This window comes from Hymenobacter sp. UYCo722 (genome assembly GCF_040547115.1).
In the GTDB taxonomy this organism is placed as follows: Bacteria; Bacteroidota; Bacteroidia; order Cytophagales; family Hymenobacteraceae; genus Hymenobacter.
Genome location: NZ_JBEPPC010000002.1, coordinates 695,031 through 714,710 on the forward strand (window position 1 = coordinate 695,031; position 19,680 = coordinate 714,710).

Consider the following 19,680-nt stretch of genomic DNA (forward strand, 5'->3'; position numbering starts at 1 on the left):
TTGGACAGTAAAGGCCGCCGTTTCAAGAGCTGAAATCTGCGCGCGTCTGTCAATTATTCCCTTTTTCGATGATGCATCCGACAACCACTGCCGCCCCCATGTCCCAGGGCCACTACCGCAAGTTTCTGCTGACGCTGGCCATCTCCTTCGTCGTCATGTACGTGGTGATGTACCTCAATACCTACGAGCTGGACCACGTCTACTTCAGCCTAACCCGCTTCTACATGACGGTGCTGATGGTAACGGCCATGGCCGTGGTCATGCTGCTGATGATGCCCATGATGTACCCCAACAAAACCACGAATGGCCTCATCATGGGGGCCAGCCTCACCCTTTTCGTGGGTGCGCTGATACTGGTGCGCAGCCAGACCTTCGTGGACGATACCCGCTGGATGCGGGCCATGATTCCGCACCACTCCATCGCCATTCTTACCAGCGAGCGGGCCACCATCAAAGACCCCGAAGTGCGCAAGCTGGCCGATGACATCATCACCGCCCAGAAGCGGGAAATCGGTGAGATGCAGGCCATGATTAAGCGCTTGGAGCAGTAACAAAGCGCAATTGCCCGGGCCGGCCAGCATCCCGCCCACCGGTAGGGTAACTTATTGCATACCCCAAAAGCAAAACAGCTACCTAGCAACAAAGCTAAATAGCTGTTCATCAATGAGCGAGAAACGAGGTTCGAACTCGCGACCCTCAGCTTGGGAAGCTTAGGCACTATAGATAACAACGATTATCAATAGTGCCTTTAAGTGCCATTAAAGCCTATTTTTTGCATAAATTGTCTTGCTAATTATCGACAATATCGTTCTTTTTATTACATTTGTGTAATTCGTCGTGTAATTGACAAACGACCAATTACACACCCATGAGTAAGACAACGGAGCATAAGGAAGGCAAGGCTACCGTGAAGGTGGTATACTATACCAGCAACACGCTAGCCGATGGCTCACACCCTTTTTTCGTCCGCATTACTAAAGACCGCAAGCGTAAATACATAGCCACTGGCTTGAGCTTGAATCCTAAGCACTGGCACGCGGGAAACAAAGAACCGCGCAACAACTTTCCCAACCCAGCTGACCGGGAAGAGTTAATTGGCGCTCTGCGTGAATGGCATGACAAGTACAAAGAGGTCGCCAATGAACTCGCCAAGGCTGATGAGCAGCACGACGCACGCTCGGTAGCAACCCGCGTGGCTGAAAATCGAAGTAAAACCCGAAGCGGGAGACTATTGGCCTATTGCGATGAACTTAGCGATTCATACCGTGCTGTGGGCAAGGTGGGCAATGCCGGTATTTACAAGGACCTGCGCAATCAACTGGCCAAATTTATTGCGGCTGAGTACAGGATAGAGGACCTGCCCTTGGAACGGGTAAACTTGTCATTTTGCGACAAATGGGAACATTACCTGCGTTTGACTGGGGCTAAGGAAATCACCCTTTCCTTACGGTTTCGCACTCTAAGGGCTGTCCTTAATAAAGCTATTGCCAACGGCTTAGCGAAAGTCGAACACTACCCCTTCGCTCGAACCGCAGCTGAACGCCACAAATTCAGCGTCGGTAAATTTGATGTGAGCACTACGAAACGGGCTATAAGCCGAGATGCGATTCGGTTATTAGAGGCCTTGACCCCTGAAACTGCGCGTTTACAATTGGCAAAAAACGTGTTTCTCTTTTCCTTCTATTGCGGCGGTATCAACTTTGTGGACTTGGCGCAGCTTCGCTGGAAGGACTTGACGCCGATTGATTCAGAAGGAATTGTCTTCCGCTTGAGCTACGTGCGTCAAAAAACGGGCGGGAAGTTTGATTTAAAGCTATTAGCACCAGCCGCCGCAATCGTAGCTTCGTTTCGGCCATTCACTTACGCTGGTCCAGACAGCTACATCTTCCCCGTACTCGATGGAACAAAGCATACGACTCTTACTCAGATAAAGAATCGTCTACACAAAGTTCTTGGGCAAGTGAATCACGACCTGAAGGTGCTTGCTCCCCTAGCGGGTATCAGTACCCCGCTCACTACTTATGTAGCGCGCCACTCATTTGCGACGAGTTTAAAGCGTAGCGGCGTAGCTATCGCCATCATTAGTGACATGATGGACCATGCATCAGAACAAACTACTAGGGACTATTTAGATTCGTTCGCTTCCGAAACTTTGGATGCAGCTTTCGAGCAATTATTATGAAAAGAGTGCTTTATAAAGAAGCTTCTGCTTTATCGCGATTATCCATCACCTCTTATGGGTGGTGGCTTTCTCAGTCTCGTGAAGAATTGATTCAGCACTGCAAAATTGGGGGTGGACTGAAGCACCGACAAAATCAGGTGGCATCTATATATGAAAGGTTTAAGCTAGAGATTAACTTGAATCTAAAACATATTTCTGATGAAGCAGTGCCAGCGTATTTTAAGGAATTATATAGTCTTTTTCTATTAAAGCAGCCACAGCAAGAACGTATCGAGGCTTTACAGTCTATCGTTTTATCAGATTTAGACAAAGAGGCACGGAGCATCAACGATGGCGCGAATTATCAAACTTTAGCTTGGAAAAAAATCCAAATCAGGTTATCTGGTGATTTTCCTACACTTGATGACGCATCGAGAAAAAGACTTGGGGTCCTTTATACAGTCGCGACAGGCACGAGTTATTACTGGCAGTTAGCTGTTGGTGAAATACGTAGCCAACTTGCGACAATTGGACATTCTCCGTTGCCGAAAACTATTCACCAAGATTCTCTCCTAATCCAAGTAGAAGGACAAACAGAGACTAAGGAGGACCCTAGCCGGGACACTTGGGGTAATCTGCTGCAAGGGGGGCTGACAGTTGTAACGCTAAAAAAGCTTTTGAGCGAACTGGTGCCCCCTATGCTCGACACCTCAGGAAATGTTACCCCCGATAGTAAGCCCGGTTCATGGGCCGCAGCGATTGCAGCTCTTCGCGATAGTAGAAAAATAATTTATCCGAATAATGCTGCCCTGCATAGAAATATAGTATCAGTATTTGGTAAAGTTGCTTCTGTAAATCAACTTCAGAACGGCTACAAGGCTGACAATGAGAAAATGTTTAAGATTTTCGTGAGCGTACAAGAGTTGGCTAAGGCATTGACCAAGACCTTATAATTGCCCTCTGCGTTTCTGCGTTTCTGCGTTTTTTCTGCGTACCGCAAAAACGCAATTTTGGGGTTCACGCGGAGGCTTATTTCGCTTTCGCTTCGCTGGTCTACTTCCCCAGTGAGCGATTAGCAAAATGGCAACCGTAATAATCTCGGGCGTGGATTACGCTCAAGTATTGAATGATGTAAGAGACATCGTTCAAACAGTCATAAGCCAAGCGCCTTGGCTAAGTTCTACCCTCTCAGAAGTAGGCGGTATTGAACTGGCCCAAGAAGTGACGCGCCTGAGCAAGGCCCGCATTTATGCGCTGGTTTCTCAGCGAGGTATTCCTCATGCGAAGCGCGGTAATAAGCTTTATTTTAACCGGGCTGACTTACTGGCGTGGATAAATAACGGCCGCCGCCAAGAGGAAGCTGGCCCGAGCATCTACACCTCGAAACCGGGTCGTCGTGGCCGCAACAGCGCCCGGTAATGGAAAAGGACCCATCATACTTCGATGAGCAACTTCATCGGAAAAAACTCGCAGATTTCCGCCTAGGCCTAGATGACCAGCTCAGCGAACTAGAGCGAGGGCGGATTAACCGCGAATCCAAGCAAGCATTATTTACCTATATGGTTGCTGAAATCTACGACCTATATGAATGGCTGGTTACCCAAACAGTCATGGGGCAAATGATGGATGCGAAGTCTAGGCAAGTGCATAAACATCTTTGCCTTCAAATAACGGCCTTGGAGCTGTCTCTAGCCCATAAAGAAGGAGAATTTGACCAGCAGTCCAAGCAGAATAAAACACTTTTAGGACTGCTTCTAGACTTAAAGCCAGAACAACTGAAGAAGGAGGGAACTCCGTCATGAACTACCTTGAAAAATTCGCTGCGTATGCGCAGCCGCGGCCTTTCAAACCGAATAACGAACCTGTATCCGCTCCCTCCAGCGCCTTGGCATCCGACGAGGTACGGGCAGACTCTCAGGTTCCTGACTTGGTGACCGTCATCAGCATTAATAAGGAAACCTTCGCCGTCCGTGGCGACATTTCCTTTACGTCAGGCAAACCGAAAGCTGGAAAAAGTGCCGTTAGCGTGTGCATGGCAGCCAGTGCCTTGCTGCCTGCTGGCCACCCGGCGGATACACTCCAAATCAGGGTAATGCCAGCCAACGGCCTGCCGGTGATGATTATTGACACGGAACAGCCCAAGGCCAACACCAAGAAAATGGCCCGTTACATCTGTCGCATAATAGGTGTGGCACCTTATGACCAGCCTGAAAATCTACACATTTTCAACTTTCGGAGCTACACCAAGGCTGAAAAGTTACTCCGAGTAAAAGAAGCTTTTGCAGCTTATCCCAATGCCCATCTGTGGATAATTGACGGACTGGCCGACTTAATTGACGACGTTAATGGAGCGACCGAGAGCGGCAAAATTGTGGACTGGTTCATGATTCAGGCTTCTTTGCTCAACACAACCATCGTCCTAGTGGTGCATGAAAACCCCGGTAGCGACAAAATGCGGGGCCACTTAGGCAGCGAAGCCGAACGAAAAGGCGGGGGTGTCATAACCGTCGTTAAGGATAAAGAAGGGGGATGCCATATCATCAAAAGCAAGATTTTGCGCAACGGCCCCGATTTTGAGCCTGTTTATTTTTCATGGTCAGAAGGGCGTCAGTTCTTCGAAACTGATGGACGAGCTGCGTTAATTGCCAGCGCAGAAAAAAATAAGAAAGAGCGCGACTTGGCTCGTCAGTGTTTCCCGGCAGGAACCGATTCACTTTCCTACGGGCAGTTAATCAAGCGTATCAAGGACTGTATGAATGTGCAGGACACAGCGGCAGGTAATTGGCTAAAGAAAATGCTTGCGTGCTGTGTGGTCATCAAACGTGACGCCGAACAGGATTACACCTTGCCGGAGCCCCTTGCGCAATGTCCCTTACCGAGCCCCGGTTTTCAAGGAGAAATGCCCCTGCCCCACACACCGACGTTTTCCTCCACCTCACTCCATGAGGGCCTATAAGGAGGGCGAGGTGAGGTGAAGTGTTTAAGTATAATACTTTGAAATAGGACACCACCTTACCACACCACCCTACTGCTCGTCATATAAAGTGAAGTGAACTGATGAGATAATAACAAGATGACCTAATGGCTAAATCTTGATTGATTGCCCAATTTGCTCACACGTTCTAAAGACTACGACCCGCGACATCCCACCTAAGCTTTTAACACTCATTAACCGGTCGAACCGGTCGAACTGGTCGAAAACCCGTCAATAGCCGGTCGAATCCGGTTACAAACACATATTCTTTTAACTTATGAAATCTACCAACCGAGTTTGCATCCAATGCGGTGAACCTTTTATTGGCCGCGCAGATAAGAAAACATGTTCCGATGCGTGCCGTGCCCAGCATCGGCGTGACGCCCTAGCAGAGTCCGAGAATTGGACTCAGGAGGAAGAGCCTGAGGTTTACCTGCAAAATGAGCCCAGGTCAAGTACGCCGTATACAATGGCCATCCCACAAAGGCACGTACCAGAATATGTCGAGCGCCAAGACACCCTGGCGGATGTATTCGCTCGACTTGCACGCGAACGAGAAATTGAGGCGGTGGAAAAAGAGAATGGCAAGCTAGACCAGCGGTTTTGCAAATTTGTGAATGAGTGTTTGAAGGCTGACAAAATGCCCTTTAATGATGAGGACGACGACGAGCTTCAAACATGGCTGGATGAAGTGGACGAGCTTATCGTAGATTATAGGGCTCATTCCGGATTGCGCGTGTCAAATGAGCTAACGAATGGCAGGCTTGATGACCTTCACTGGCTGAGCGACAAGTTCCGTCGCATGTTGGTGAAATGGCAAAAACAACCTACTTCGTGGTTAAGCGCAAATGAGCCTGTCTACCTTGACATATCTGATAAGCGCAGATTGCATTTGCGAGAACACTTGCTAAAGCGGTAGTTCCATATTTGAGTTGCCGAACGGTTTTCAAATTGCTCTACGGCACCGTTGCTACGTTCGCCTCACCCCTGGTCCCTCGCCGCCCGAGAGGAGCCGGGGGTGAGGCGAAACGTATACACCTACCTAAGAACCGGGCTAAGTAAACAATGAGGAGTTCTACTACTAAATAGCAGGTCGGCTTGACTCATATCTGTGGCTCCATTTTATTGGCTTAACCATACGTTGCCGCCATTTAGCTCAATTTGCTCCCGACAACACATTACCTCTGATGTATGCTTGGGCACTATGGAGCCAATGTACCTTTAGTAGACCCAATTGATACATATACCCTATGTTTATCAATGATTTATATAAATTATGCTTGAATGCAATTTGTTTTAACATACATTTGTGACACATCGTGTCATGTCACACATAGTATTCATCAGATGAAGAAGCCTCAGCAACCACAACTAGCCTTTGAAACGGAACCTAAAGAAAGTTATACATCTCTCTTTAAGAGAATGTATTTCAACCTGTATACAAACAGCCAATCTAGCCGAGCCGAGACAATCATAGAGGACCTCTCTAAAATTCTATTGATAAAACTTGCATCCAAGGCCAAAAAGGTAGCAAGCCTAATCCAGGAATTTGTTTCATCAGAACAAGAAGCCAATGAGCTTCTATTGCCTTCATTTATAAAACTGTATCCCAAAATTGCCGATAGCCTTAATGAGTTCAGACTATCATCAGCCTCAATAAGATTATGCTTTAAAGAACTAGAGAGCGTCAATATCAATAATGCCCCCTCGCACATCATTGGTGATGCTTTTCAGTCACTTATTGGACCCACGCTTAGGGGGGATAAAGGCCAGTTTTTTACTCCAAAGAGCATTGTTTCAGCTATGGTAGAAATCGTAGCTCCAGGTTTAAATGATAAAATAGTTGACCCTGCTTGCGGAACAGGTGGGTTCCTGATTGAATCATATAACTATTCTATAAGGAACAACGGAGGCTTCAATGGTGCAGTCCTTGGCATTGATAAAGACACCTTCCTCGCTAACACAGCAAAAGCAATATGCGAAATCTATTCGGAGAATAAATATGAGATTCACAATGCCAATTCTTTAGATATAACAAATCTGAAGCAGTCGGCTCCCAATCTGTTTGACGCTGATATTGTTCTGACTAACCCCCCTTTTGGAGCTAAGATTGGGGTAAACGATAAGCTCATCTTAAAACAGTATGACCTCGGACATAACTGGGTCCTACCAAAAGATGGGAACAAGTGGGTTAAAACTAACCAAGTAAAAAGCGAAGAGTCTCCGCAAGTACTGTTCGTAGAGCTTTGTATTAACTTACTGAAGGAAGGAGGCACTCTTGCGGTTGTGCTGCCTGAAGGATTATTCGGCAACAAAGGGGAAGGGTATATCTGGGATTACCTTAACACAAAGGGCTATGTCCTTGCTATGATTGATTGCCCTAGAACAGCTTTTCAACCAAGCACAGACGTAAAGACGAACATCCTTTTTTTCAGAAAAGGATTAGCTACGAATGCAGAACAGCCCGATTTTAAAGTCGCAGTCGCAACAAACTGTGGGCATGATAAACGAGGCAAGTTTTATACAACAGGTGGCCTCAGTTATCCGGATGATTTTCCGGTGATTTCAGCTGAATATCGAGCAAAGGACTCTTCGTTTTGGAAGAGAGCAAAGGTCAAGGACAGATACTATATGGTCCCACGGTATTGCCAAGAAGAAGCCGTTGAGACTGCTATAAGAGCAACTACCGACTACGAGGACATCTATAGCTTCGCTGACCTTATAAAACTTAAGTATATCTCAGTTAAGAAAGGCAACGAGGTTGGTTCAGAAGCATATGGGACCGGAGACATTCCATTCATCAGAACATCAGATATATCCAATCTTGAAGTAACTAATGACCCAACCAAATCGGTTGGTGAGGAATACTTTGTAAAATACAATAAAACGCAAGGCATTCAAGAACATGACATCTTAATGGTATCAGATGGCCGATACAGGATAGGTAAGACAGCAATGGTGCTTGGAGAAAACACAAAATGCGTAGTTCAAAGCCACGTTAAGATTATACGAGTTCTGCCGAACGCCCCCTTTACTGCCTTTGAGCTACTATACATGATGAATCAACACTATGTAGCAAAGCAGATACGGAACCTAATATTCATTCAATCCACATTAGGCAGCCTGGGTAGCCGTATTAATGAACTTCAAATACCCATTCCAAAGCGAAGTGAAGAATGGCTTGAGAAGATTACAGACTTTGAAGCAACATTGAGGACTCGTAATGCGCTGCTTTATAAGATAAAAAACATGCAATTGGAGGATGTGATGTAGATGCCTCCAATACAAAGTGTAGTGCCGCTTATGACTAATTCAGGCCTATAGGCGGCACTTACACTCTTTGATTTGCCCTCTCTATAATCCCAGAAATCCAGAAATAGAACTCATCTAAGCTCTTTGTCCCTTGAGCGATATTACAGTCTCTATGCCCAAAGCCGACATTGGCTGCATTATGAGACCGTGGGTCCATGTGGCAAGTCTCTATCAAAGCTGTTCCCCTTTGAGCCTGCTCAAAAAGTGCATAGTCTAGAGGCAATAAACAGATAGGGCAACAAGCAGGAGGCGTAAACGCACCGAAATGGGCTTCAAGAAAGGTCTGTATTTCTTCAGGGGCTTGCGGAGCACCAGGTACTTGATAGGTAAGCCAGGCCAGCTTCATGGCTACCTGAATGCATGATTGATAGTCTGCTGCCTTGTCTCTAAGCTTACGAATCACATGGGGCTTCATGTCAGCCATGTTGATTCCGTGCTTCAGTAGCGCCTCATCATCCAGTAACATAACTGGACGCAAAATGCGATTAGGCCCTGCCACAGCACTCTTCCAGGATGCTCCTGTTGTGAAAAAAGCGTCTCGCTTAATCTTCTCAGCTACACGTTGGCTTACCACACTTAGATGATTAAGGAACCACAATTCATCGCATTTTCCCTCATGGCCTGCAGGAAGGTGACATAGGTTTATGATGACTTCATGATATTTAGACTTGCTTTTAATTACTTTACCGCAGTATGATGTCATGGAAAGAGTCGTCAAAGTTTTGAAAGAAATCGCTAGGCTTTATATTCAAAGCTTTGCATATGCCAATAATATTTAAGAGGGAAATATTCCTTTCCCCTCTCTCGATGCTCCCGATATAGGTTCGATGTAGTTCGGCTTTAAAAGCAAGCTGTTCCTGAGATATGCCCGCCGCTAATCGGTAGTTGCGAAGAACCACACCAAACAATACTGAGGTTGTCATCAATTTTTGGCGCAATCAACGCATGTACAGACTATAAGTCTACAGACTATGAGTAGCAACTGGTATATGGACAACTAATACCTACTTTACTCTTGGTAATATGCTGTATTTGATAGTTTTCTTAAACTATTCCAGTATGTACCAATCTGAGTTGCGACTTACAGACTCCGTTAATGACTCAACTATTGAAATTAGAACCTCTAAAATCCCTGAGCGACGTGCCGCGAAATGCAAACTGTGTAATCTGCCGTGTAATTGAAAACCAAAACAGCCACCTAGCAACGAAGCTAAATGGCTGTTAATCAATGAGCGAGAAACGAGGTTCGAACTCGCGACCCTCAGCTTGGGAAGCTGATGCTCTACCAACTGAGCTACTCTCGCGGAAATACTTTGGTGCCACGAAATTACGCCAAAGAACCGGAATCGCAACCCCGGGTGGCTACTTAACCCATTTCCGGGCCGGCGCGTATCAAGGGCACTATGGCTACACCTTCACTTCCACCTACTACTCATCGCCTCGTGGGATTGCTGCTGCTGTTCAGCGGCTTTCTGCTGGGGCTGGGCCTGCTCCTTAAAATTGGCGTGATGCTCTTCCGCTGGAATACCGGTGCAACCGATTTGCCGGTGGGCCTGCTGGCTGTCAACCTACTGGGCCTGCTGGCCGGTGGGCTGCTCATGCGCTGGGGCCTGCGCATGCGGCGCGGTACCAGCACCCAGCGCGACCCCCACGCCGACGAAATACTGTAAATCGGGTGCCCGCACCCGACCTTTGCCCCATGTCATCACCCCTTCGCATCTCACTGGCCAAGGCCAATGCGCCCACCGCCGCGCAGCTGGCCGACCTGGGCCGCCAAACGTTTCAGGATACCTTCGGCGCGACCAATACGCCAGCCGACATGGCCACTTATCTGGCCGAGAATTTTGGACCTGAGTTTCAATTGGCCGAGCTGCAGGACCGCGAAAATACTTTCCTGCTGGCCCACATGCAAAACGAGCTGGTGGGCTACGCCAAGCTGCGCGACAACTCGGTTCTGGGCCTGCCCGAAGGTCAAAACCCAGTTGGCCGCCTCGAGATTGAGCGTCTTTACGTGCGCGACGACTGGCAGGGCACCGGCCTCGGTGCCGCCCTGATGCGCGGCATTCTGGCCCTGGCCGAGCAGCTGCACTGCCCGGCCGTGGTACTGGGCGTGTGGGAGAAAAACGACAAAGCCCGGGCTTTCTACCAACGCTTCGGCTTCCGCGAAATCGGGCAGCACGAATTCCACCTGGGGCAGGATGTGCAAAACGACCTGATTCTGCGCAAGGGCATGGCCGGCCGCTAAGCCCGTACATTTGGCCATGCCGATACCCACCCGGTTGCGTTCATTCTTTGGCCAAAATACCTGGCCGGCCCTGCTGCTGGCCCTGGTGGGCCTCGCTGCCTGCCAGCCCCAGCACTCGCCCGCCGACACCGCCACGCCCCCGCCCGTAGGCCATTACCAAGGCAGCATCGGGGCCGTTGGTACCCCGCAGTTGCGGGCGGCGCTCGATATTCGCCACCCGCGCGAAGGCCACTACGAGGCCGAGCTGACCGTGCCCGGCGCACCCGCGCTCAGCTTTGTGGCCGATACGCTGCTGCTCACGGGCGGCCAGCTGCGCCTCGAGCGGCCAGCCCGGCCCGGCCAAACCCTCGCGCTGACGCTGGATGGCGACTTCTGGCGCGGCTCGCTCACTGTTGACTCCACGGCGGTGCCGCTCATTTTGCTCAAGCGTGGCGTGCCCGACCCCAGCGGCTACCGCGTGGCATCGATACCGCAGGTAGAGAAAGATAGTTGGCTGTTTGCTCCCGCCGATACCGATACGCCCGGTGCAGCCCTGGTGCTGCTGCCCGATGCTGCTACCGCACCCACGGCAGCTATCTGGGCCGATGCCCTGGCCCGGGCTGGTATTGTTGTGCTACTGCTGCCACCACCGGCCGACCCGGATACCATCACCCCCGAACTCCCGCACCTGCTGGCCGCCCTGCACCAGCTACGTGCCATGCCCGGAGTCGATACCGCCAGCCTGGGCTTGTGGGCCGCTGGAAGCCAGGCAACTGCGCTGGCCGCCAGCCCACGCCTAGCCTTTTTCATCACGCAGAATGCCGTGCTGGATGCGACGACCCGCCTGCTTTTTCGTGAGTTGCGCCGTCGCAAGCTGCCGGTGTTGGGCCTCTACGGTGGCCCCGACGTTGCTCCACGTGCCGCCCAGCTGCGGGCTGCTTTGGGCAGCCGCCGGAGCAACCTCGTGCGCAGCTACCGCGGCACCGGAGCCACGCTGCTTAGTGGCGAGGGACTGAACGTGCAGTTTGGCCCGGGCCTGCCAGGCGAGGTGGTGAATTGGATTCGGAGCCGCTAACGCAACGAATCAGATAAGCAACAGGCCCTTTTCGCGCAGCAGCAGCCAGGCGGACGTTTGCAAAAAGGCTTCAAAAGTGCCTTCCGTGCGTGGGAAGCTGGCTGCCGCGTCGCGCAGCAGCACCTTCGTGTCGAAATCCTGGGTGAGCCGGCTGAGGAGCTGATGCAGCCACTGGCCGGCGGCCTCGGTGGTTTTTACTTCGAAATCCTCCGCCTGCTCGTAGCAGGTGAGCACGGCCCGTGAAGCTTTTTTGCCGGTTTCGAGGCGGATTTCGGGGACGTTGCCGAGCCAGAACAGGCGCTGGTTTTGCCGGGCAAAATCGGGTTTTTCGGGCGCTTGCAGGGCCTGCTGCACGAGTTGGCGCGGGGTGCTGGGGCGCGGGGTTTTGAAATCGAACCAGCGAGCCAGCGGCTCATCGAGGGCCACGCCGTGCAGGTAGTTGTACAGCGACTTGGCCAGGCCCGGCCCAAAGGCCTCGTGGTCGGTGCCCAGCGGGTCGTCGTGCCACAGGTCGTTCCAGGCAAAGCCGGCGGGCTCGGGGCCAATGGCGGCCACCTGATACTTCGCCGGGTTCTTGCCCACCGGCGAGTGCGCCGTCATCGAAAAGCGGTGCCAGTAGCCGCTCTGCACCACGCCGGCCGCGAACAGCTGCCGCACCACTTCGAGGCTGTCCACGGTTTCCTGCGCGGTTTCGGTGGGGAAGCCGTACATCAGGTAAGCGTGCACCATGATACCGGCCTGGGTGAAGCCGTCGGCCACGCGGGCCACTTGTGCGATGGTCACGCCCTTTTCCATCAGCGCCAACAACCGGTCCGAGGCCACTTCCAGCCCGCCGCTCACGGCAATGCAGCCCGAGGCGGCCAGCAGCCGGCACAGGTCGGCCGAGAAGGTTTTTTCGAATCGAATGTTGCCCCACCACGTGATGGGAACGCGGCGCTTGAGCAGCTCCACCGCCAAGTCGCGCAGGGCAAGCGGCGGCGCGGCCTCGTCCACGAAGTGAAACCCGGTCTGGCCGGTTTGCCGGATAATCTGCTCAATTCGGTCCACCAGCAGGGTACTGGGGGCCGTTTCGTAGCGCGAGATGTAGTCCAGCGTCACGTCGCAGAACGAGCAGCGCTTCCAATAGCAGCCGTGTGCCACCGTCAGCTTGTTCCAGCGGCCGTCGCTCCAGAGGCGGTGCATGGGGTTCAGTACTTCCAGCACCGAGAGGTACTCGGTCAGGGGCAAATCGGAGTAGTCGGGCGTGCCTACTTCGGCGTGCGGCACGTCGGGGTGCGGGTGGTTAACGTACTGAATCTGGCCGGTTTCGTCGCGCAGAAAAGTGCGCTGCAATTGAGTACGGTCGGGCTTGGATTCCAGAACGTCATGCTCCATCCAGTGTCCGCTTTGCTGAAGCACCTCTACCGCTTCGTTGCCAGCAATATTACTTACTGTTGCGGTAAGGGTGCTTCGACTGCGCTCAGCACGACGTTCTTTTTTCTCACTCGAACTACTCAGGTACTCCAGCAGGCGCAGCCACGGGCCCTCGCCGTCGTCCAGCGTCAGGTAGTCGATGTAATCAAAAAAGCGCGGCTCTTTGATGTCGCGCAGCTCCGTGTTGGGGTAGCCGCCGCCCATTACCGTCACGGTCGCGGGGCTGATTTTTTTGATATGCTTGGCCAGACGCAGGGCCCCGTACAGGTTGCCAGGGAAGGGCACCGTGAAGCCCACCATATCTGGCTTCGTCCGTTCCAAAAGCGGCTCCAACTCCTCCAGCAGTAGCTGGTCGAGCAGGTTGGGGGCGGCCGTCAGCGCCTCGTGCAGGGGCTCGAAGCTGGTGGCTGATAGGGCCAGCTTCTCGGCGTAGCGCGAAAAGCCAAAGTGCGGGCCCACGGTTTCCTTGATGAGGTCGGCGAGGTCTTCGAGGTAGAGCGTGGCCAGGTGGCGGGCCTGGTCGGTCAGGCCCATGGTGCCAAAGGCCGTTTCGAGGTCGGCCACGTTGTCGAAGCGGCTGGCTTCGGGCAAAAACCGGCCGTGGCAGATGCGTGGGGCCAGGGTCAAATCTTTGTTCTGCAAAAACCGAATGACTGGCTCGATGGTCGCCACGTAGCGGCTTTGCAGGCGCAGCATGCGCCCGGCATTATCGCTGAGCGTAAAGTTGCCAGCCTCAATCTCCTGAAAAACCCGTTTCAGGCCCGCCGCCGAAAACAGCCGCAGCACCAGTTGCAGGCCCATATCGGCTTGCGTCACGGCATAGCCGCGCCCCCCCAGAAACCCCTTGATATAGGCCGTGGCCGGGTACGGCGTGTTGAGCTGCGTGAGCGGCGGCGTAATGAGCAGGATGCGGGGGGATTGGTTGGGCACGGCAGCAAACAACCCGGCCGCCGGGGGCAGGGTTCATTTTGAGCAGCAAAGGTCGGAACTGAACGCGTAGCATACGCTTCATCATATGCCACAAAAAAAGCGCCGTCCTGAATCAGAACGGCGCTTTTTTATCAAACTTACTTCCTACGCCAGCGTGTCCAGCGACAGGCGCTCGGGTAGCATCAGGCGGCGGAATTCGCTCACCGAGTAGCCCGTCACCTGCCGAAACTGGTTGCTCAGGTGCTGGCCCGAGCTGTAGCGCATCTGGTCGGCAATCTGGTTCAGCGTCAGCTCGCCGTAGCTGAGGAGCTCCTTCACGCGCTCGATTTTGAGACGAATAAGGTACTTCTCGATGGTGAGGTGCGCGGTGCGCGAAAATACTTTGCTCAGGTGCGAGTAAGTTGCCGCGAAACGGTCGGTGAGAAAGGCCGAAGTGGTAAGCGGCGAGCGTGCGGTACGCAGGTGCTCCAGGTATTCGGCCAACGTGCCTTTAATTTGCTCAGTGAGCTGTTCGGCGCGGCCGCGCAGCAGCTCGAAGCCGGCTTCCTGCAGCAGCGGGGCCAGGGCTTCGGGGTCGGCGGGGGTGGCCTCATCGAGCTCCGCTACGCCGAGCGAAACGGTTTTGGTCCGGTAGCCGGCGCGCTCCAACAGGCTGTGCACTGCTTCGACGCACCGGGGGCACACCATATTCTTAATGTGCAATAGGTTAGTTTTCAAGGGCTTTAACGTGTTTGAGGCCGCCGTGAGGAAGCCGGTGAGGAAACAGTACGCGCTGCTGGGTTACCGGCCGAAGCTGCCGCCCGCCGCGGGCGCGGCACGGGCGTCGATACTTCGGCCCAGCCCCGCCCGAACCAATTGGCCGTAGCCCAGGTCACGAACGGAACTACGGCCAGGAAGGTGACCGAGAGCAGCCAGACGAATACGAGAAACGCGAAAAAAAGTCGACCACCAAAATGGTCACTCACCCCAAACAGGTAGACTATCAGTATTAGTGCCAGCAAAAAACTTATTCCGGCCAGCAACCCCACCCGCCGCCAGGGCCACCGGGCCACGTGCTGTTGAAAACGACGACGCAACGGTTTGAGCATAAACGCTGATAATTGGGAGGGTGAAAATAAGGGAAATTTCCCGCACCACAAGTCCTGGACTTTTCCGGTGGGGTGGCTGTTCGCCGCCCATTACCGCGGGAGTGTCGGGCGTTGCTGTGCGCTGCGCAACGGGCTGCGAGCCTTGGGGCGTGCCGCTAGCCCAGGTTCGCCAGCAGCTCCTGCTGCACCGACTGGCCGGCATCGGCCGCGTACCATTCATTCATCCCCTTCACTACCTGGTTGGTATGCAGGCTGGCATCGCCGTGCAGCTGCTGGCTGAGAACCTGCGCGGCGGCGGGGCGAGGGCCCCAGGTGCCGAGGTCGGCCCCGGTTTCGGCATCACGGCGGATGAGCTTGGGGATGCTGTTTTTGCCATTGGTCTGGTAAGCCGCCATCAGCTCGGGGTGGTCGGAGCGCAACACCACGTGCAGGCTCACGCGGCCTTGGCTCTGGGCGGCCAGGTGGGCCAGAATGGGTAGGGAGTGAGCCGTGTCGCCGCACCAGGCTTCGCCTAGCACCAGCCACTGCTCGGGGCGGGGGAACTGGCGCAGGCGCTCCAGCAGCGCCGGCAGGAGGGGCAGGGTCGAGCCCTGGTCGAGGTGGGCCTGGTTCTGGTCGGTGTAGCGCACGAGGCCGGGCGTCTGGTCGGGGCCGGTAGTGCGGTGCTCGGCGGCCAACTGGCTCAGCAGGGCGCGAAACTCGGGATACGTGTAGGCGGGGGTGGGTAGGGGAGCGTTGGGCATGTATGGGGTCGGGGAGGGAAGGAGGGCGATGCGGAGGCGGTGCGTGCCGGTACCCTGCACAACCGCCGATGAGGGTACGGGTTGCGTGGCGGCAGGTTATTTCTTTACCTTGCACCATTACTCCCGCACTACATCCCCATTTTATTCTTCATGCTTCCCCAACAATTTCTCCGTTTGCTGGCTGTTGCCGGCGTGCTGCTGGCCACGGCCAGTGCCTGTAGCTCCGGCACCAAAGAAGGCGACACCAATGTCGAGCGCGGCTATACTAAAAAAGGCCCCGCCGCCGGCCAGGATGGCGTGGCGGGCGGCGACTCGGTCACGGCCGGCCTCGCCCGCGACACCATCCACCGCGTCACCGGCAAAGACCTGTACAAAGCCGCCGGCGACGCCAAAGACCGCAACCACGACGGCCTGGCCGACTAGTAGCCCGGCCTGCGCCAGTTGTACCCGGCAACATCCGGCCACCCAACCTGTGCCCAATTAAATACGCTCAAAAAGCGCCGGCCAGCAGGTCGGCGCTTTTTTTGGTTCTCAGCGGTAGCTCGCGGATGGGCCCATTTCGCTGCACTTCGCTGAGTCGCGGCCAGGAGCGCCGCCGCGCTTTGGCAGAACAATCCGGGCAAGGTGCGCCGCCGCTGGTACGCGGGCCTCCTGGCCTAACCCGGGCCCCTCTGCCAGCTAACGCAAAAGGCTTAGCGGGCTTCGAGCACGCCGGCGGCCACGGCCTGCTGGGCCGAAGCGCGGTAGGGATTTAGCGAGTCGGCGGCCACGGCGCGCAGCTCCGTCAGGGCCGGGGCCAGCTCCTGGGCCTGCCAGTAGGCCATCCCCAGGTGGTAGCGGGCACGGCGGGCCAGCTCGCCGGGGCTGCTTCCGGCCCCCACGCGGCGCAGGTACAGCTGGGCGGCGTTACCCTGGCCCTGGCGCAGCAGCATCAGGCCGCGCAGATACAGCAAGGTGTCGGCCCCCACCGTAGCGGGCGACACGCGCCCGAGCGAGTGCAGCGCCGCCGGGTAGTGGCCCGACTGGTACTGGTCGAGGGCTTCGGCAAACAGGGGGTTGGTGGTGAGCAGGGCTGCAGTTACGGCCGGGCCCGGGTCGGGCCGATAGTAGGCCTGCCAGCTGCTGGCGGGGCGCGCGCGCTCGGGGCGGCTGAAGTACCAGGCGGCCACGCCGGTGGCCAGCAGCAGCACCCCGGCCAGGGCTACCAGCACCACTTGGCGGCGCTGGCGGCGGCTGGCCAGGTGCTGGGCCCGGTCGAGGGCAGTGCCCCGCTCATTCATGCGCTCGTCGAGGGCTTGCAGGCGCAGGCGCAGCGTATCGTGGCCGGCGGCCCAGCGCAGGTCGGCGGTGAGCTGCTCGTAGGCGGCGTGGGCGTCGGCCAAAGCGTCTTCCTGCTCCAGCCGCAGCTCAAACGCCTCCTGCTCGGCCAGGCTCATCTGGCCATCGGCAAAGCGTTCGAGCTCGTCAAAGTAGGGGCGAAGGTCCATGGGAGGCGGGAGGTGAGAAGCGGAGAGTAGGAAGAGCAGGCAAAAAACCGTCGTGCTGAGCGCAATCGAACCGAAGGTCGGCGTAGCCAAGCATCTCTACCGCAATAGTAATTCAATCGACAGGATTAGCGGCCCGGTAGCGCTGCCTCGTCCCTGGCTTAATGCGCCACATGCGCAGCATGAGGAACTGCCGGGCTTCGTTCAGCCCTCACCCCACATCCGCGGCGGCGGGCTCGTAGCCGCCACGCACCAGCTCGTATAGCTTGCGCAGGCAGCTGCTTTTCTGGCGGCGGGCCACGGTGGCGTTGGGGAAACCCATTTTCACGCCCATCTTCTCGAACTGGTAGCCGTGAAAATAGAAGTAGGTGAGCACCTGCTGGCAGTCGGCCCCGAGCTGGTTAAATTGGGCCAGCAGGCTCTGGCGGCGGCGAGCTTCGGCGGCGGGCAGCGGCACGTGGGCGGGCACCTGGGCTTCGAGGCGCTGCTGAGCCATGCCGTAAATAAAAGCCCGTAAATCGTCCGGCAGCTTGGTGATGCGGCCATCGGCCACCTGGTCGTAGAAATCGAGTAGCGTATCCTGAAGCAGCTCGTGGGCCTGGGGCGCGCTCAGGTGGTGCTTGCGCTGCGCCCAGCGGGCAAACAGGTGCCGGCTGCGCTGGTAAAAATCAATCAGAAACTTCTGGTTGCCGACGCGCAGCTGAGTCAGGGTTTCGGCGAGGGGCGTGGTCATGGCAGCAATTTACGGCGGCAGCAAGTAACAACGGAAATGGCGAAGTTGGGGCCTGGGGTAGGGAAGAACATCATGCCGAGCGCAGCCGAGGCATCTCGCGTACAGTAGCAATCAGCTTGCTTATTGTTTGGATTAATAGTAGCACGCAAGCTGCCTCGGCGGCGTTGGGCATGACGCTCCCTATTCTCCGTTCTCGCCCATCCCCCCTTACCTTTACATCCATGCAAACAGCCGCCCCCGCCCGCCTTCTCGATACCGCCGTTTTCGACCTCATTGCGCAGGAGAAAACCCGCCAGACCCACGGCCTCGAACTCATCGCCTCCGAAAACTACGTTTCGGAGCAGGTGATGGCCGCCCAGGGCTCCGTGCTCACCAACAAATACGCCGAGGGCCTGCCCGGCAAGCGCTACTACGGCGGCTGCGAAATCGTCGACCAGGTCGAGCAGCTGGCCATCGACCGCGTGAAAGAGCTGTTTGGTGTGGCCTGGGCCAACGTGCAGCCCCACTCCGGAGCCCAAGCCAACGCCGCCGTGTTTTTGGCGTGCCTCAAGCCCGGCGATAAAATCCTGGGGTTCGACCTGAGCCACGGCGGCCACCTCACCCACGGTTCGTCGGTTAACTTTTCGGGCAAATATTTCGTGCCCAGCTTCTACGGCGTGGAGCGCGAAACTGGCCTCATTGATTGGGACAAGGTGAAAGAAATTGCCCGCCGCGAGCGCCCCAAAATGATTATCTGCGGGGCCTCGGCCTACTCGCGCGACTGGAACTACGCCGCCCTGCGCGAAGCCGCCGACGAAGTAGGAGCCCTGCTGCTCGCCGATATTTCGCACCCCAGTGGCCTCATCGCCACGGGCCTGCTGAACTCGCCGTTCGAGCACTGCCACATCGTGACGACCACGACTCACAAAACCCTGCGCGGCCCGCGCGGTGGCCTCATTATGCTGGGCCAGGATTTCGACAATCCCTTTGGTCTGAAAACCCCGAAAGGTGAAATCCGTCCCATGTCGGCGCTGCTCGACTCGGGGGTGTTTCCCGGCACCCAGGGCGGGCCCCTCGAGCACGTTATTGCCGCCAAGGCCGTGGCCTTCGGCGAGGCGCTCAGCGACGATTTCAAAACCTACACCCAGCAGGTGGCGCGCAACGCGCAGGTCCTGGCAAAGGCCTTCACTGGCCTGGGCTACGATATTATCTCGGGCGGCACCGACAACCACCTCATGCTGATTGACCTGCGCTCGAAAGGGCTGACCGGCAAGCTGGCCGAAAATGCCCTGGTGCGCGCCGATATCACCATCAACAAAAACATGGTGCCCTTCGACGATAAGTCGCCCTTTGTTACCAGCGGCATCCGTATCGGCTCGGCCGCTATCACCACGCGCGGCCTGGGCGAAACCGACATGCACCGCATCGTAGAGCTGATTGACGAGACGCTGATGAACCACGACAACGACACCCGCGTGGGTCAGGTGCGCCAGCAGGTGAATGCCTGGCTACAGGATTACCCACTGTTCGCGTAAGTTTTTACGTAGGTAGGGCGGCACCTTTG

At 55.2% G+C, this 19,680-nt stretch carries 20 protein-coding genes and 1 tRNA gene; 13 read left to right on the top strand and 8 right to left on the bottom strand.

The genetic code is table 11. The annotated features are described in order from the left end of the window. Window positions 1-68: 68 nt before the first annotated feature. The 8 genes from ABIB44_RS08715 to ABIB44_RS08750 all read left to right on the top strand — a co-directional run bounded on the left by ABIB44_RS08715 (window position 69) and on the right by ABIB44_RS08750 (window position 8,408). Window positions 69-551: a DUF305 domain-containing protein gene (locus ABIB44_RS08715; RefSeq protein ID WP_354584254.1), complete on the top strand. Its 483-nt coding sequence runs from the start codon at window positions 69-71 to the stop codon at window positions 549-551. A gap of 317 nt (window positions 552-868) precedes the next feature. Then, entirely contained in the window at window positions 869-2,182 is a 1,314-nt protein-coding gene (locus tag ABIB44_RS08720) for a site-specific integrase (RefSeq protein ID WP_354584255.1), read from the top strand. Continuing rightward, window positions 2,179-3,114, top strand: coding sequence for a hypothetical protein (locus ABIB44_RS08725; protein WP_354584256.1), 936 nt, complete (start codon window positions 2,179-2,181; stop codon window positions 3,112-3,114). Before ABIB44_RS08720 ends, ABIB44_RS08725 begins: the two co-directional genes overlap by 4 nt. A gap of 151 nt (window positions 3,115-3,265) precedes the next feature. Beyond that, a complete protein-coding gene (locus tag ABIB44_RS08730) occupies window positions 3,266-3,580 on the top strand; it encodes a helix-turn-helix domain-containing protein (RefSeq protein WP_354584257.1) in 315 nt (104 codons plus the stop codon). Beyond that, entirely contained in the window at window positions 3,580-3,963 is a 384-nt protein-coding gene (locus ABIB44_RS08735) for a hypothetical protein (RefSeq protein WP_354584258.1), read from the top strand. The genes ABIB44_RS08730 and ABIB44_RS08735 overlap by 1 nt, the downstream gene beginning before the upstream one ends. After that, window positions 3,960-5,117, top strand: a complete 1,158-nt coding sequence (locus tag ABIB44_RS08740; RefSeq protein WP_354584259.1) for an AAA family ATPase — start codon at window positions 3,960-3,962, stop codon at window positions 5,115-5,117. The genes ABIB44_RS08735 and ABIB44_RS08740 overlap by 4 nt, the downstream gene beginning before the upstream one ends. A gap of 295 nt (window positions 5,118-5,412) precedes the next feature. Next, a complete protein-coding gene (locus tag ABIB44_RS08745) occupies window positions 5,413-6,054 on the top strand; it encodes a hypothetical protein (protein WP_354584260.1) in 642 nt (213 codons plus the stop codon). Between the two features lie 428 nt (window positions 6,055-6,482). Next, on the top strand, window positions 6,483-8,408 hold the full coding sequence (locus ABIB44_RS08750; RefSeq protein ID WP_354584261.1) for an N-6 DNA methylase: 1,926 nt from the start codon (window positions 6,483-6,485) through the stop codon (window positions 8,406-8,408). Between the two features lie 58 nt (window positions 8,409-8,466). Here the strand turns inward: ABIB44_RS08750 and ABIB44_RS08755 are convergent, their stop codons facing one another. From ABIB44_RS08755 to ABIB44_RS08765, 3 genes are all read right to left on the bottom strand, one after another. Continuing rightward, entirely contained in the window at window positions 8,467-9,165 is a 699-nt protein-coding gene (locus tag ABIB44_RS08755; RefSeq protein WP_354584262.1) for a hypothetical protein, read from the bottom strand. Continuing rightward, window positions 9,131-9,370 carry a helix-turn-helix domain-containing protein gene (locus ABIB44_RS08760; protein ID WP_354584263.1) on the bottom strand — a complete coding sequence of 80 codons (240 nt, stop codon included), beginning with the start codon at window positions 9,368-9,370 and terminating at the stop codon, window positions 9,131-9,133. Before ABIB44_RS08760 ends, ABIB44_RS08755 begins: the two co-directional genes overlap by 35 nt. 308 nt (window positions 9,371-9,678) lie before the next feature. After that, a tRNA-Gly gene (locus tag ABIB44_RS08765) sits at window positions 9,679-9,751 on the bottom strand. A gap of 99 nt (window positions 9,752-9,850) precedes the next feature. On the opposite strand from ABIB44_RS08765, the gene ABIB44_RS08770 reads away from it, so the two are divergent. Genes ABIB44_RS08770 through ABIB44_RS08780 form a run of 3 tightly spaced genes read left to right on the top strand, consistent with a single transcriptional unit; the run spans window position 9,851 to window position 11,746 of the window. After that, window positions 9,851-10,117 (top strand): hypothetical protein, encoded by a 267-nt coding sequence (locus ABIB44_RS08770; RefSeq protein ID WP_354584264.1) that lies wholly within the window; start codon window positions 9,851-9,853, stop codon window positions 10,115-10,117. Window positions 10,118-10,146: 29 nt separating this feature from the next. Further along, window positions 10,147-10,692, top strand: coding sequence for a GNAT family N-acetyltransferase (locus tag ABIB44_RS08775; protein WP_354584265.1), 546 nt, complete (start codon window positions 10,147-10,149; stop codon window positions 10,690-10,692). Between the two features lie 16 nt (window positions 10,693-10,708). Continuing rightward, entirely contained in the window at window positions 10,709-11,746 is a 1,038-nt protein-coding gene (locus tag ABIB44_RS08780) for a dienelactone hydrolase family protein (RefSeq protein WP_354584266.1), read from the top strand. 9 nt (window positions 11,747-11,755) lie between these two features. Here the strand turns inward: ABIB44_RS08780 and ABIB44_RS08785 are convergent, their stop codons facing one another. The 3 genes from ABIB44_RS08785 to ABIB44_RS08795 all read right to left on the bottom strand — a co-directional run bounded on the left by ABIB44_RS08785 (window position 11,756) and on the right by ABIB44_RS08795 (window position 15,920). Then, the gene (locus ABIB44_RS08785) at window positions 11,756-14,089 is read right to left on the bottom strand and encodes a B12-binding domain-containing radical SAM protein (protein ID WP_354584267.1); all 2,334 of its coding nucleotides are present in this window, start codon (window positions 14,087-14,089) and stop codon (window positions 11,756-11,758) included. A gap of 144 nt (window positions 14,090-14,233) precedes the next feature. Further along, window positions 14,234-14,806, bottom strand: coding sequence for an AraC family transcriptional regulator (locus ABIB44_RS08790; RefSeq protein WP_354584268.1), 573 nt, complete (start codon window positions 14,804-14,806; stop codon window positions 14,234-14,236). Window positions 14,807-15,332: 526 nt separating this feature from the next. Further along, window positions 15,333-15,920: a thioredoxin family protein gene (locus tag ABIB44_RS08795; protein WP_354584269.1), complete on the bottom strand. Its 588-nt coding sequence runs from the start codon at window positions 15,918-15,920 to the stop codon at window positions 15,333-15,335. A gap of 150 nt (window positions 15,921-16,070) precedes the next feature. On the opposite strand from ABIB44_RS08795, the gene ABIB44_RS08800 reads away from it, so the two are divergent. Further along, window positions 16,071-16,343 (top strand): hypothetical protein, encoded by a 273-nt coding sequence (locus tag ABIB44_RS08800; RefSeq protein ID WP_354584270.1) that lies wholly within the window; start codon window positions 16,071-16,073, stop codon window positions 16,341-16,343. 269 nt (window positions 16,344-16,612) lie between these two features. Here the strand turns inward: ABIB44_RS08800 and ABIB44_RS08805 are convergent, their stop codons facing one another. Continuing rightward, window positions 16,613-17,407: a hypothetical protein gene (locus tag ABIB44_RS08805; RefSeq protein ID WP_354584271.1), complete on the bottom strand. Its 795-nt coding sequence runs from the start codon at window positions 17,405-17,407 to the stop codon at window positions 16,613-16,615. Between the two features lie 208 nt (window positions 17,408-17,615). Then, window positions 17,616-18,137, bottom strand: coding sequence for an RNA polymerase sigma factor (locus ABIB44_RS08810; protein ID WP_354584272.1), 522 nt, complete (start codon window positions 18,135-18,137; stop codon window positions 17,616-17,618). Window positions 18,138-18,358: 221 nt separating this feature from the next. Here ABIB44_RS08810 and glyA point away from each other — a divergent pair, with 221 nt between their 5' ends. Then, window positions 18,359-19,651 (top strand): serine hydroxymethyltransferase, encoded by a 1,293-nt coding sequence (glyA, locus tag ABIB44_RS08815; RefSeq protein ID WP_354584273.1) that lies wholly within the window; start codon window positions 18,359-18,361, stop codon window positions 19,649-19,651. The last annotated feature ends 29 nt before the right edge of the window (window positions 19,652-19,680 follow it).